Genomic DNA, 13,112 nt, shown 5'->3' on the forward strand with positions numbered 1-13,112 from the left:
CCTCACCGGACGCTCACCTTCGCCCCCCGGTAGATCGGGCCGACCAGGACGCTGCTCCAGTCGGGCAGGGACTGCGGGACCTCCCGCAGGGCGGGCGCGACCAGCTCGTTCACCAGGGCGTTCTCCTGCGGGGAGTTGGGCAGGCCGAGGCCGCCGGGGGTGACCGCGACCGGCGCGGCGCGTCCCGGGGGCGCGGCCTGGCCGCGGGCCGCCGCGCCGCCGGACGGGTCGTACGGGACGGGGTAGCAGCGCGGCCCGCCGCCCGCCGTGTACCGCGGCGTGTCCCTGCCCGGGATGTAGCGGCCCTTGGACGGGACGGAGGTGACGTCCACCTGCAGGCCGGGCCGGTCCGTGCCCTTGCCCAGCGCCCGGTCCATCTCCGGGATGAAGTCGTTCAGCATCGAGAACACGCAGGGGAACTCGGGCGAGTACCGCGCCAGCACCTCCAGCGACCCGCGGCTCGTGGACGCCAGCTGGATCATGTTGGCGGAGTTCTCGCGCAGGAACGTGGTGAGGTCCTGCGCCCCGGAGGTGACGGTGGAGTACAGCTCGCTGAGGTTGCGGCGCTGGTCGACGACGGTGCGGCTGGTCGCGGTGAAGTCGTACAGCGCGTCCAGGATGTCGGGGGTCGCGTCGGCGTAGTTGTGGCTGAACGCGACGAGCTCGTGGATGTTGCGGTTGAGCGCGGGCAGGTCGGGGTTGAACTTCTTCAGGTACGCGTCGAGCGTGACCAGCGTCTGGCCCAGCTCGTCGCCGCGTCCCTCCAGGGCCTGCGACATCGCGGTCAGCGTCGCCGACAGCTTGGCGGGCTGGACGGCGGTCAGCAGCGGCAGCGTGTTGTTGAGGACCTCCTGGAGCTCCACCGCGTTGGCCGTGCGGTCCTCGGTGATGACGCTGCCGTCGGTGAGCCGGTCCGCCGCCGGCTGCGCGGGGATCATCAGCGCCACGAACCGCTGCCCGAACAGCGTGGTCGGGAGCATCTGCGCGGACACGTTCCGCGGGATCCGCCGCACCGTCTCGGGCTTGAGTGCCAGCGTCAGCCGGGCGCCCGAGCCGTCGGCGGTGATCTCCCGGACCTCGCCGACGACCACGCCGCGCACCTTGACGTCGGCGTGCCGGTGCAGCTCGTTCCCGACCGACCCGGTGCGCAGCGTCACCATCGTCGCGTCGGTGAACCGCTTCTGGTAGATCGCGACGGCCAGCCACACCAGCAGCGCGGGGACCAGCAGGAACACCACGCCCTGCAGCCGCCGCGACACCGTCGCCAGGGGGCCTTCACGCATCGCCGGTCACCTCCCTCGGCGCGCTCATCCGGCGACCTTCACCGTCGTCGTGGCGCCCCAGATCGCCAGGCTGAGGAAGAAGTCGGTCACGCTGATCAGCACGATCGCGGTGCGGACCGCGCGGCCCACCGCCACGCCGACGCCGGCGGGGCCGCCGCTCGCGCGGTAGCCGTAGTAGCAGTGCGCGAGGATCACCATCACGCTGAAGATCAGCACCTTGAGGAACGACAGCACCACGTCGGTGGGCGACAGGAACACGTTGAAGTAGTGGTCGTAGGTGCCCGCCGACTGCCCGTTCACCCAGATGGTGACCTGCCGGGACGCCAGGTAGGAGCTGAGCAGCCCGATCCCGTACAGCGGGATGATCGCCACCGTGCCCGCGATGATCCGGGTGGTGACCAGGTAGGGCAGCGACGGGATGCCCATGCCCTCCAGCGCGTCGATCTCCTCGTTGATCCGCATCGCGCCGAGCTGGGCGGTGAAGCCCGCGCCGACCGTCGCCGACAGCGCCAGCCCGGCCACCAGCGGCGCGATCTCCCGGGTGTTGAAGTAGGCCGACACGAACCCGGTGAACGCCGAGGTGCCGATCTGGTTGAGCGCCGCGTACCCCTGGAGGCCGACGACCACGCCGGTGAACAGCGTCATCGCGAACATCACGCCGACCGTGCCGCCGATCACCGCCAGCGCGCCCGACCCGAACGCGACCTCGCCCAGCAGCCGCTGCACCTCCTTGAGGTAGCGGCGCAGCGCGCGCGGCGTCCACAGCAGCGCCCGCACGTAGAAGCCGAGCTGGTCGCCGGGCTGGTCGAGCCAGGCGAACCACGATCCGGGACGGCGCAGGCGGGAACCGGTCGAGACCATCCCCTCACGCCCCCTTCGGCGGGACGACCTGGAGGTAGATCGCGGTCAGCACCAGGTTGACGAAGAACAGCAGCAGGAAGGTGATCACGACCGACTGGTTGACCGCGTCCCCCACGCCCTTGGGCCCGCCTCTGGGGTTGAGCCCGCGGTAGGCCGCCACGACCCCGGCGATGAAGCCGAACAGCAGCGCCTTGAACTCGCTGATGTAGAGGTCGGGCAGCTGCGCCAGCGCGGAGAAGGACGCCAGGTACGCGCCGGGCGTGCCGCCCTGCAGGATGACGTTGAAGAAGTAGCCGCCGAGGACGCCGACGACCGAGACCAGGCCGTTCAGCAGCACCGCCACCAGCATCGCCGCCAGCACCCGCGGCACGATCAGCCGCTGGATCGGCGAGACGCCCATGACCTCCATCGCGTCCATCTCCTCGCGGATCGTCCGCGAGCCGATGTCGGCGCAGATCGCCGAGCCGCCCGCGCCGGAGATCAGCAGCGCCACGATGATCGGGCTGGCCTGCTGGATCACCGCGAGCACGCTGGCGCCGCCGGTGAACGACTGCGCGCCCAGCTGCTGCGCCAGCGACCCGACCTGCAGCGCGATCACCGCGCCGAACGGGATGGACACCAGCGCGGTCGGCAGGATCGTGACCGAGGCGATGAACCAGAACTGCTCCACCAGCTCCCGGGCCTGGAAGGGGCGCCGGAACATCTGCGTGAGCACGGTGGCGCCGAGCGCGAACAGCCGTCCCGTCTCGCGCAGGGCCCCGGCACCGGGCACCCCGGACTGCGACACCATCACGACCACCCCCCGCGGGGGCGCCGCTGGCCGCCGGACGAGTCGTTCATGGGCGGCCTCCCCTCACGGGGGGCAGCAGGCTGTTCAAAATCGCCTCCTGGGCTGCGGGGGGAAGCTGCGCGAGCATGGTCATCACGCGTTCGCGGCGCCGGGTGACCGCCCTGCGCTCGGGCATGCCGGGGCTCGGCTCCAGCTGCGGGACGATCTCGGGCACCCCGGACGCCGGCCGCGCCAGCCGCGCCTCGGCGGCCAGCTCGGAGGCGTCCTTCTCCTCGCTCATCCCGATCGGGCCGTGCCGGTTGCCCCGCAGGAACTGCGCGACCACCGGCTCCTCGCTGGTCAGCAGGACCTCGCGGGGCCCGAAGGTGACCAGGTCGCGGCGGAAGAGCATGCCGATGTTGTCGGGGACGGTCGAGGCGATCTCGATGTTGTGGGTGACGATCAGCATCGTCGCGTCGATCCGCGCGTTCAGATCGATGAGCAGCTGGGACAGGTAGGCGGTGCGGACGGGGTCGAGGCCGGAGTCGGGCTCGTCGCACAGGATGATCTGCGGGTCCAGCACCAGCGCCCGGGCCAGCCCGGCCCGCTTGCGCATGCCGCCGGAGATCTGGCCGGGCAGCTTGCGCTCCTGGCCGGCCAGGCCCACCATCTCCATCCGCTCCAGGACGATCCGCCGGACCTCCGACTCCTTCTTGCGGGTGTGCTCGCGCAGCGGGAAGGCGATGTTGTCGAACAGGTTCATCGAGCCGAACAGGGCGCCGTCCTGGAACATCAGGCCGAACCGCTTGCGCGTCTCGTAGACCTTGCGGTCGGGGTCGTTCACCATGTCGACGCCGTCGATCAGCACCCGGCCGCGCTCGGGCTTGAGCAGCCCGATCAGCGACTTGAGGAAGACGGTCTTGCCGGTGCCCGAGGGCCCGAGCAGCACGCTCACCTCGCCGGCGGGCAGCGTCAGCGACACCTCCCGCCAGATGGTCTGCCGGCCGAAGGACTTGGTCAGCCCCTCGACGACGACTTCTATGCCCATTCCGCGGACTCGAACATCGAAGGAACTCCCCATTCCGGCCGCATATATCGGCGATCGCCCGCGCGTTGAATCGCGCACCGAAACGGCGATTGCCGGGGAACCGTTCGCCACGCCTTCCCTACTGGCGGGTACGCTACTTGTGCGGCATGACGGACGCAAGCAACACCGGTGAATCCAATATCGGCCTGTGACTTCGTTGTCACCGATTGACAATGCCTACCAGAGGGTTTATCTCCAAGTGCGCGCCCGACCGGAAGCCCTGCCATCGACCCAGGTCCACGCGCCACCACGGGCTCCCGCACAGGCGCCTCCACCGCCCCGGGAAAGGACTAACCTGGTCACGGAGCAGGCGTGCGCAACAGAATGACGCTCGGCCCGATCGGCATTTTCTAGATCGAGTACAGAACGCAGTTCAAATCACCGCGCATAATGCTCCGCGAGCACGCGGAGCGCCGCGGAGAACACCGGGCGATCTCGATGTGACGGCCACGAACGGGAACGTTCCGCCCATCGGGCCGGTGAACGGGGCGCCCGGAGCGGTGCTAGCATCCCGCCATGACCTTCTTCTTCCTGCGTTGAGGATCCGCCGGCGAGGCGAGGAACCCCCGCCGCCGGCGATGCGGGGCGGCGCGGCGCCGTCCCGGGTCCCGACGTGGGAGAAGAACGATCACCATGCGCACCCGTGCGCCCTTTTCCACCGCCCCCTGCCTGGTGGCGCGGTGCGTCCGCGGGCTGGAGCCCGCCCTGGCCGCCGAGATCCTCCGCAACGGGCTCGGCACGATCACCCGTCTCGGCCATCGCGAGGTGCACTTCAGCGCGCAGCACTCCGCGCTTGAAGCGACCGACCTGCGCACCGCCGACGACGTGTTCGTCCTGGCCGCCCGCATGCCCGACCCGGGCCCGTCCAAGACCGACCTGAACACAGCGCTCACCGACCTGGCGGCCCAGGCCGACCTGCGGCACGCACCGACCATCACCGGGGTCGAGGTGTCCGCGTCCTTCCTCGGACGCCGCAACTACAACCGCCACGACGCCGAGGACGCCGTCGGGTCCGCCCTTGCCTCCCGCCTGAACGTCCCCTACCACTCCAGGCGGAACGGCAGCGCACCCCCGCCCGCCTACAGCGGGTGGCGGCTCACCCTTGACGGCACCCACGCCACCCTCTTGCTGCGCATCGCAGACCACCCGCTGCACCGCCGCGCGTACAAACGCCACACGATCCCCGGCACGCTGCACCCGCCCGTGGCCGCCGCCATGGCCCACCTGGCCGAGATCGACCCGGGCCACATCGTCCTGGATCCGTGCTGCGGCGCGGGCACACTCCTCATCGAGGCCGCCCACCTGCAACCGGCGGCCCGCTACCGCGGATTCGACGCCGCACAAGCCTCTCTCCAGGCCGCACGCGCCAACGCCAAGGGGCTCAAGGGCCTACCCAGGGTCGACCTGCGCCGGGCCGACGCAGGCGCCCTCCCTCTCAAGGACGCGAGCATCGACCGCGTCATCTCCAACCCGCCGTGGGGAACCCAGGTGAACCCGTCCGGCCTTCTCGCCCGCGACCCCGCCCGCCTGTGGTCGGAACTGCGCCGCGTACTCGCGCCCAAGGGAATCGCCGTCGTCCTCATCCCCGACCCCGGCGCCCTGACCTCCGCTTTCAAGAACGGGCTGACAGCCGTCCACCTACAACAAGTGAGAGTCTCCGGCACCCACTCGCACCTGACCCAACTACGCCCCCGCTGACCCCCTCAGAACTCATCCGTCGGCAGCACGCCCTCGAGCGGCGCCGGAATGGCCAGCGCCTCCCCGACCACGACCGAGGAACTGTGGGTGTAGTCGCCTCCGCGAGGCTCGGAGAAGATGGTGACCTTGCCGTCCAGCCGGTCGACCAGCAGGTAGAGCGGAATGTCGGCGGCGGCGTACCCGCGGCGCTTGGGACCGCGGTCGCGTTCGGCGCCCTTGAGGCTCCGGCCGTCCCTGGAGGTGACTTCCAGCACCATCAGAACGCCCTCGGGTTTGCTGTGCCACTCACGCCCCGCGAACGCCCCTTTGGGCGCCGCGATGCCGTCGGGCACGTACTCCCCCTCCGGGCTGATCAGCGTCAAGTTGCGATGCAGCCGGAGCCCGTGGGCGTTCCGCACCCAGTCGTCCACCGCCACCACGATCGTCTCGTGCTGCCCATCCGGGCTCGGCGAAACAATGATCTCCCCATCTACCAGTTCCGCCCGGAAACCGGGAGCCACTTCAAGCGCGGCGAACACCTCGCGGAGGTCGTCCCGGTCGAACGGCGCCGTCATCACAGGTCCCCTCGTGGGGTTGCAGCGGTGGTGACGCCGTACCGAACAGAGCAGCACCGGCCACCACAAGGTCACGTAGAGCGTCCGGATGGAAACTTAGCGCAAGGATCGGTGGTTCGTACTGGGATGGGAGTGATACGGAAGCGCGATCTCGGGGGCTGATGCTGTGAGGCGTTGACGTTCGGGGGGGAGGCGAGCATGACGGTTCGGCGGCCGTCCCCTCCCCCCTTCTCCAGAGGGGGGAGGGGACGGAGCACAGGACGCTTCTGGTGGGCGGCCCCGGGTCAGCGCATGGTCTGGCCTATGCCGTGCATGTTGCCCTCACTGTCGCGGAACCAGGCGGCCCGTTCACCGACCCCGCCCGCCGACGGGTAGTTGCCGCTGACCTGCGCGATCCCGTCGACGGTGCGCAGCCCGGGAGCGTCCACGTCCTCGAACTCGACCCCGCGGCGGCGCAACTCGGCGACCACCTCCTCGATGTCGTCGACCTCCCAGGCGATCTGCGTGTGCGTCCCGGACGGCCCGCCCGCGGACTGGAAGACCGAGAACCAGCCATTCCGGCACTGGTAGCGCAGCCCGCCGGGACGGGTCTCGGCCGGTTCGAGACCGAGCTTCTCGGCGTAGAAGCGCCTGGCCCGGTCGAGGTCCTGGGCGGGCAGCCGGGCGGAGACGGCGGCGTCGGCCAGCGGGCCCGCCGCCGCGCGCCCGGCGGCGCGTTCGCGTTCGCGGCGGGCGGTCCAGTACGCGGGCGTCAGCTCGATGATCTGGAGCAGGTTGCCGTCCGGGTCGAGCGCCGTCCCGAACCAGGCGCCCGCCCCCTCCCGGTACTCGAGCGGGGCGACCCAGGCCACGGCCAGCGAGTCCAGGTGGCGCGCGATCGCCCGCGCGTCGTCGACGTGCAGGTTGATGATGATCCGCGCGGGTTCGGCGGCCAGGGGCGCCACGTCGTCGCGGCCGTCGATCAGGACGCCGACCTCGCCGAACGACAGGAACCCGTCGGCGTCGGCCCTGATCCCGAACGCCCGCTCGTACCAGGCCCGGAGCCGCTCCGGCTCCCTGCTGGCCAGCAGGATGCTGCCGATGGCCGGGGTCACTCCCATGGAACCTCCTCGTTGTACGTTCCTGGTTGTGACCCGACCGGAGGCACGGATTCATCGGTGCCCGTAAAGCGCGGGCCAAGCCGGGTCTCAGACGATCCAGACCTCGTGCAGGGCGCGCCAGAGCAGGCCGTTGCGGGCGCCGGGCGCGGGCGCGAAGACGGCCACGGCGCGGCGGGCGTCGGAGGAGACGGGCGTCCGCTGGTGCTCCTCGTAGGCCGCCACGACCATGCCGCCGCCGCGCGTCTCGTCCAGCAGGACGCGCGGCTCGCGGATCTCCAGGACGAGGCCCGGGGACGCGCCGTGGGCCGCCTCCATCATGGCCGCCAGGTCGGGCAGGGTCTTGACGGCGCCGTCCGGGTCGTACCAGGTGAAGTCCGGCGCGTGCCTGCCGAGGAAGGACGCGACGGCGGACGGTTCCGCCTCGCCGCGCAGCCAGCTCTCGATGAAGCGGTGATGCAGCACGACCTCGTCCACGGCGTTCACGCGGCGTTCCGCCCGATCCAGGTGCGCAGCGGTGTCAGCTCGACGCCGAAGAGCGCTTCGAGCTTGGCGGGGTCGCCTTCGTAGAGGCCGGCGGCCTCGGGGGCGGCCAGCCATCGGTACGTGCTCGCCACGCCCGCCGCGGCCTCCGCGCCGAGCAGCGGCACCAAGCCCTCCTCAAAGGCGTCGGGGTCCACGGGTACGTAGCGGATCTCCCGGCCGAGGACGGAGGTGAAGGCGGCCGCCAGTTCCGGTCCCGTCACCGCCTCCTTGCCGCCGATGTCCACCGCCGCTCCGGCCAGGGCAGGGCGGTCGAACGCGGCGGCCGTGAGGGCCCCGAGATCGTCATGGGCCAGCCACGCGACCCGGTGGGCCGCGGGCAGCGGATAGGGAAGGACGCCGCCGGCGAGGGCCTCCCGCGCCCACGGAGCGGCGAGATTGTCCAGGTAGACGGGCGGACGCAGCACCACGGCCGGGACGCCGCACGCCAGCAGGGCCTCGGCCGCGGCCCGCTTCGACTCGAACGCGGCGACGCCCGTCCGCACGGCGGGGACGCGGTTGCCGGTGTTGAACACCAGGCGTTCCAGATCGGCCGAGGCCGCGACGATGTTGTCCACGAAGCGGGCCACCGCCGCCGGGTCGAACTCCATGGGAAGCGTCACCGAGGCGCGCGTCACCCCCTCGAACGCGGCCCGTACGGCTGCGGCGTCCGCGAGGTCGCCGCGCACCCACTCGACGCCGGACGGCCCGCGCACGCTCCGGCCGAGGCCACGGACGCGGTGCCCGTCCCGCAGCAGCCGCCGCGCGACCGCCCCGCCCTGCGCGCCGCCCGCGCCGATCACCAGATAGATATCGCTCATGCGTTCAGGCTGCCGCTGCTTCTCCTGTACGTTCTATACGCAAAGATCCGGCTTTGATTAAGGATCGTCTGTGACGGTGGAAGTGCGGGAGACGTCCGCCCCGGAGGGCGACCTGCTGGGCGAGTGGCTGGCGCCGCTGCGCCTGGAGGGCGTGTTCGCCAGCCGGTGGACGGTCCACGCGCCCTGGGGCCTGCGCGGCGACCAGGAGCGGAACGCGATCCTGCACTACGTGCACTCCGGCGAGTGCGCGATCACGATGCCGGGGCCGTCCGAGCCGGTCGTCCTGCGCGCGGGCGAGCTGGCGGTCTTCCCGTACGGCGCCGCGCACGAGTTGGCGGACCGTCCCGGCCGTCCCACCACCCCGCTCGACCTGCTGCTCCCAGGCCGCCCGGCCGGAACGGCCACGGAGTTGCGGGTGGACGGCCCGGGCCCGGCGACCGAGCTGCTGTGCGGCGGGCTGCACTACGACGAGACCGCCGTGTCGCCGCTCTACCGCGCGCTGCCGGAGATCCTGGTGCTCGATCGGGAGATGCTGGCCGACGAGCCGCTGCTGGCCGGGACCCTCGACCGGCTCGCCGGCGGGGCACGGGACGGCGCGCCCGGCGCCCGGCTGGTGGCGCTGCGCGCCTTCGAGCTGGTCTTCGTGCTGGCGCTGCGGGTGGCGCTCGGCAGGCTCGGCGACACCTCGCCCGCGCTGCGGGCGCTGCGGCATCCGGGGATCGGCCGGGCCCTGCTGGCGATCCAGACCAGGTTCGCCGAACCGTGGACGCTCGCGTCGCTGGCCCGGGAGGCGAACATGTCGCGGTCGGCGTTCGCGACCACGTTCACCCGCCTCGTCGGCGAGGCCCCGGCCCGGCATCTGAACGGCCGGCGCATGCGCGAGGCGGCCCGGCTCCTGGACGAGACCGCGCTGCCGCTGGGGGTGCTCCCCGAACGGGTCGGCTACCGCTCGGCCGTCGGTTTCCACCTGTCCTTCCGCCGCCACTTCGGCACGCCCCCCGGCGAATACCGCCGCACCCGGACGGCTTCCCGATGAACCGCCGGGACCACCCCGCGGGGATCACGGCATCCGGTTCCGGTTGCACCTTCGCGCAATTTAGCTGCCATCCGTGTGCCCGCGTTCTTGGCAGCTGGTGATAAGCGCTTGAGCGGTCGGAACAATTTCGAGCACCTCTAGAAATCTCCCTTGTCGGTATAAACCGGGCGTCGTACCGTCGGTGCACCCGGGCCGTCTCGCGCGGTCCTGGCACTCCTCGGGAGAGAAGAGATCATGGTGCGGTCATTCCGTCAACGCGTTCTCACGTCGGCCGCGGCGGTCACCGGGATCGTCGCCCTCACGGCGACTCCGGCCCACGCCGCGACCTGGACGGTCAGCGGGGCCGGTGGCCTGGTCTTCTACGCCTCCAGTGGCCAGCCCTACCTGAGGGACGTCCAGACCAATGTCGCCTTCACCTGCGACCAGCAGCTCATGGCGAGCGAACTCAACGACACGTCCGGGCACCCCGGGCCGGGAATCGGCGTTCTCGAGAACTTCGACTGGGGCACGTGCTTCCACCCGTCCATCGGACAGTTCGCTGTGACATCGGAGAACTTCTGGGAGTACAACGCGGTGGCGCCGACCGCGAATCCGGACGTGAGCGTCATTTCCGTGACGGCCATCGAACTCGAGGTCAGCGGCCCGGGTTGCGAAGCGACGATCTCGGGCGGGGCACCGGGCTACTACCACAGCGACACGGGTTACCTCGAGATGGATCTGAACGCGCCCAACCCCGGCGGCCACGAGCTCGTGGCCTCCGATGTCACGGGGTGCACCGGGATGCTGGCGAACGGAAGAACCATGGAGTGGGACGCCGCGTATCTGACTGATCCCGTATATGGCCTTTCCAGCACCCCCTGACCGCCCGGCACATCGTTTCACCCGTCCCGAAGGGAACGCCACGCATGATGCGGCCGATGTTCAAGCGCCTGCTCACACTGGCGGCGGGAGTCGCCGCGGCCGTCGCCCTGACGGCCTCCCCCGCGTACGCGGCCGGATGGACGGTCAGCGGTGCCGGCGGATGGGTCACTTACGGGTCGTCCGATCTCACGTGGACGGTGCCGGCTTCCGGAGCGAGGTTCACCTGCGCCTATCACGAGATGTCGGGACCTATGGACGACACGACGAGCCACCCCGGCCCGGACATCGGCTCCATCACTGACCAGACCCTGACGAACTGCGGCCTCCCGTTCAGCTCGTTCGCCGTGACGGTCGTCGGCCAGTGGCGGTACAACGCCGTCGCCCCCACGGCCGACCCGGATGTGAACCACGTTTCGATCACCGGCGTCCACCTCATCCTCTCCGGCCTCGGCTGCACCGCGACGATCATCGGCGGGGTTCCGGGCCGGTACGACAACACCGACGGCACGCTCTCCCTCGACTCGGCGGGCTCCAACCCCGACGGCGTCGGACTCACCTTCTCCAACGTCCAGGGCTGCCTCGGGCTCATCCAGAACGGCGGCGTCGCCAACTGGACGGCGCGCTACGCGACCGACCCGCCGTACACCCTCACCCACACGCCCTGACGCGGGAGAGAAGACATGATCGGATCGACCGTCAGGCGCCTCGTCCTGGTCGCGGCCCTGCTCGCCACCGCCCTCACGGCTCCGCCCGCACACGCGCAGAGCGCCCCGCGCGCGGCCGACTACGTGACCTTCTTCTCCACCAACATGGGGCTCTGGAATCTGCGCACCCGCCAGCGCATCATCACCTGCCAGGAGCACGAGATGGTCGGCTGGCCCACCTTCAATGCCGTGAACCTCGAGACCGAAGCCTTCACCAACTGCACAGACTCGCTCAACTTCAGTCTGAACGCCCAGGCCACGGGGATATGGAAGTACAAAACCCTCACATCATATCCACCGTCCAGCCTCACCACCATATCCATCACCCAGATCTCGCTCCATTTCAGCGGTGTCTCCTGCTCGATAACGGTGACCGGTGGATCGCCGGGGATTTATGACAGCGCCGGCGCCGCCATGGCGCTCGCCGCGTTGCAGCCCAATCCCGACAAGGTCACGCTCATCGCCTCCGGCGTCGTCAGCTGCTTCGGCCTCGTCACCAACGGCGACTTGCTGGAATGGCGAGGCGACTACACCGTCGACCCTCCACTCTGAGCCGCACCCGCCGGCCCCGTACCGCGGGCCGGCGCTCGGTCGACGCGGAGGAGCCGACTCTGGCCGACCGTCGCCGGCGAGCTCTCGGTCCACGCCGGCGGTCGGCTCGGCTCGGTTATTCACGACGGTCACCGGAATGTGCGGCAGCATTCACGGTCAGTGATTCCACCGCGGCCCAAAGCGGCCAGTACGGCGCCGTCCCACCGGCCCGCCCGCCGACCAGGGAGGATCCGCCGCACCTCCGCTTCCACCTATCATCCACACACAAAGCAAAGCGCGCACTTATATTGCGATGACAATGATTGGAGCCGCTTTCCCGGAGCGCGGGAAATTGCCCGCACCAAGCCTTGTCACCCATTCCGCGCAGAAGTAATGTTCAGTCCGTTGAAACGATTCGCGGAAATGCCGTGACCCGCATGACCGCACCCCGACCATCTTCTCTTTCCACCCGGGTGCCCGCACCCGGGGCGGCCGGTCGGCGGCCCGCCACAAGCGATCGCCACCAAGGCGCGACGACACCGGGGCGCCCCGTGCCGGCCGAATTCCGTCCCGCCCCAGGAGGCAATTCATGGTGCGCCCGTCCCTTCGCAGCAAGGCCCGCCGCTTCGCGACGCTCGCGACCGCCGGGCTGGCCGCCGGCGCCGTCCTCGCCGTCCCCTCCGCCGCGCAGGCCGAGCCGATCCTCAAGGTCGACTACCCGGCGACCGGCACCACCTTCATCAAGGCGACCAACTCCTCGCTGAACCTCGGGCCCGGCACGCTCAAGTCGAGCCTCGACCTGGGCACGGGCAGTCTGACCGCCAACCTGGTGATGCCCCCGGCCCAGGGCGAGTTCAAGCAGTGGGGCGTCATCCCGGTCAGCGTGACGACCACCCTCATCGAGGCGGCCCCCACCACCGGGACGATCGACCTCAACACCGGCAAGGTCACCAGCACCTCGAAGGTGACCCTCAAGCTGTCCAACCTCAAGGTCGCCGGCATCCCGACGCCGGTCGGCGACAACTGCAAGACCAAGACCCCCGCGACGATCAACCTGGTGTCCGGGGACGACTGGAACGTCCTGCAGGGCGGCACGCTGACGGGCACCTACACGATCCCCGAGTTCCAGAACTGCATCCTGGCGACGCCGCTGATCAACCTCACGGTGCCGGGGCCGGACAACACGATCTCGGTGAAGCTGGGGACGCCGACCGTCCCGCCGGCGGTGGCCCAGCAACTCGCCAAGATCGGCTGATTCCGAGCCCGCGCCCGCGCCGCGCACAGCAGG

14 protein-coding genes are annotated in these 13,112 nt (G+C 70.5%); 6 read left to right on the forward strand and 8 right to left on the reverse strand.

What is annotated here, in order from left to right:
* Positions 1 to 2: 2 nt before the first annotated feature.
* From ACFPZN_RS21405 to ACFPZN_RS21420, 4 genes are read right to left on the reverse strand one after another with little or no spacing between them, the layout of a single operon-like run.
* Positions 3 to 1,283, reverse strand: coding sequence for an MCE family protein (locus ACFPZN_RS21405; protein ID WP_378283831.1), 1,281 nt, complete (start codon positions 1,281 to 1,283; stop codon positions 3 to 5).
* Between the two features lie 24 nt (positions 1,284 to 1,307).
* Positions 1,308 to 2,144, reverse strand: a complete 837-nt coding sequence (locus ACFPZN_RS21410; protein WP_378283832.1) for an MlaE family ABC transporter permease — start codon at positions 2,142 to 2,144, stop codon at positions 1,308 to 1,310.
* A gap of 4 nt (positions 2,145 to 2,148) precedes the next feature.
* Entirely contained in the window at positions 2,149 to 2,934 is a 786-nt protein-coding gene (locus ACFPZN_RS21415; protein ID WP_378283833.1) for an MlaE family ABC transporter permease, read from the reverse strand.
* A 46-nt stretch (positions 2,935 to 2,980) separates the two neighbouring features.
* Positions 2,981 to 3,961, reverse strand: a complete 981-nt coding sequence (locus ACFPZN_RS21420; protein WP_378283834.1) for an ABC transporter ATP-binding protein — start codon at positions 3,959 to 3,961, stop codon at positions 2,981 to 2,983.
* A gap of 672 nt (positions 3,962 to 4,633) precedes the next feature.
* Between ACFPZN_RS21420 and ACFPZN_RS21425 the strand changes: the two genes are divergently transcribed.
* Positions 4,634 to 5,698, forward strand: coding sequence for a methyltransferase domain-containing protein (locus ACFPZN_RS21425; RefSeq protein WP_378283836.1), 1,065 nt, complete (start codon positions 4,634 to 4,636; stop codon positions 5,696 to 5,698).
* Positions 5,699 to 5,703: 5 nt separating this feature from the next.
* On the opposite strand, the gene ACFPZN_RS21430 is transcribed toward ACFPZN_RS21425, so the two are convergent.
* From ACFPZN_RS21430 to ACFPZN_RS21445, 4 genes are all read right to left on the reverse strand, one after another.
* Positions 5,704 to 6,252: a Uma2 family endonuclease gene (locus ACFPZN_RS21430; RefSeq protein ID WP_378283837.1), complete on the reverse strand. Its 549-nt coding sequence runs from the start codon at positions 6,250 to 6,252 to the stop codon at positions 5,704 to 5,706.
* 284 nt (positions 6,253 to 6,536) lie between these two features.
* The gene (locus tag ACFPZN_RS21435) at positions 6,537 to 7,352 is read right to left on the reverse strand and encodes a VOC family protein (RefSeq protein WP_378283838.1); all 816 of its coding nucleotides are present in this window, start codon (positions 7,350 to 7,352) and stop codon (positions 6,537 to 6,539) included.
* A gap of 87 nt (positions 7,353 to 7,439) precedes the next feature.
* On the reverse strand, positions 7,440 to 7,835 hold the full coding sequence (locus tag ACFPZN_RS21440) for a DUF4440 domain-containing protein (protein ID WP_378283839.1): 396 nt from the start codon (positions 7,833 to 7,835) through the stop codon (positions 7,440 to 7,442).
* Entirely contained in the window at positions 7,832 to 8,692 is an 861-nt protein-coding gene (locus ACFPZN_RS21445) for an NmrA family NAD(P)-binding protein (protein WP_378283840.1), read from the reverse strand. Before ACFPZN_RS21445 ends, ACFPZN_RS21440 begins: the two co-directional genes overlap by 4 nt.
* 70 nt (positions 8,693 to 8,762) lie before the next feature.
* On the opposite strand from ACFPZN_RS21445, the gene ACFPZN_RS21450 reads away from it, so the two are divergent.
* The 5 genes from ACFPZN_RS21450 to ACFPZN_RS21470 all read left to right on the forward strand — a co-directional run bounded on the left by ACFPZN_RS21450 (position 8,763) and on the right by ACFPZN_RS21470 (position 13,079).
* The gene (locus ACFPZN_RS21450; RefSeq protein ID WP_378283841.1) at positions 8,763 to 9,728 is read left to right on the forward strand and encodes an AraC family transcriptional regulator; all 966 of its coding nucleotides are present in this window, start codon (positions 8,763 to 8,765) and stop codon (positions 9,726 to 9,728) included.
* A gap of 234 nt (positions 9,729 to 9,962) precedes the next feature.
* Entirely contained in the window at positions 9,963 to 10,589 is a 627-nt protein-coding gene (locus tag ACFPZN_RS21455) for a hypothetical protein (RefSeq protein ID WP_378283842.1), read from the forward strand.
* Between the two features lie 56 nt (positions 10,590 to 10,645).
* Positions 10,646 to 11,254, forward strand: coding sequence for a hypothetical protein (locus ACFPZN_RS21460; RefSeq protein WP_378283843.1), 609 nt, complete (start codon positions 10,646 to 10,648; stop codon positions 11,252 to 11,254).
* A 15-nt stretch (positions 11,255 to 11,269) separates the two neighbouring features.
* Entirely contained in the window at positions 11,270 to 11,845 is a 576-nt protein-coding gene (locus ACFPZN_RS21465; RefSeq protein ID WP_378283844.1) for a hypothetical protein, read from the forward strand.
* 568 nt (positions 11,846 to 12,413) lie between these two features.
* Positions 12,414 to 13,079 carry a hypothetical protein gene (locus ACFPZN_RS21470; protein WP_378283846.1) on the forward strand — a complete coding sequence of 222 codons (666 nt, stop codon included), beginning with the start codon at positions 12,414 to 12,416 and terminating at the stop codon, positions 13,077 to 13,079.
* Positions 13,080 to 13,112: the final 33 nt, after the last annotated feature.

The organism is Actinomadura rugatobispora (assembly GCF_042656285.1).
GTDB classification, from domain to species: domain Bacteria; phylum Actinomycetota; class Actinomycetes; order Streptosporangiales; family Streptosporangiaceae; genus Spirillospora; species Spirillospora rugatobispora.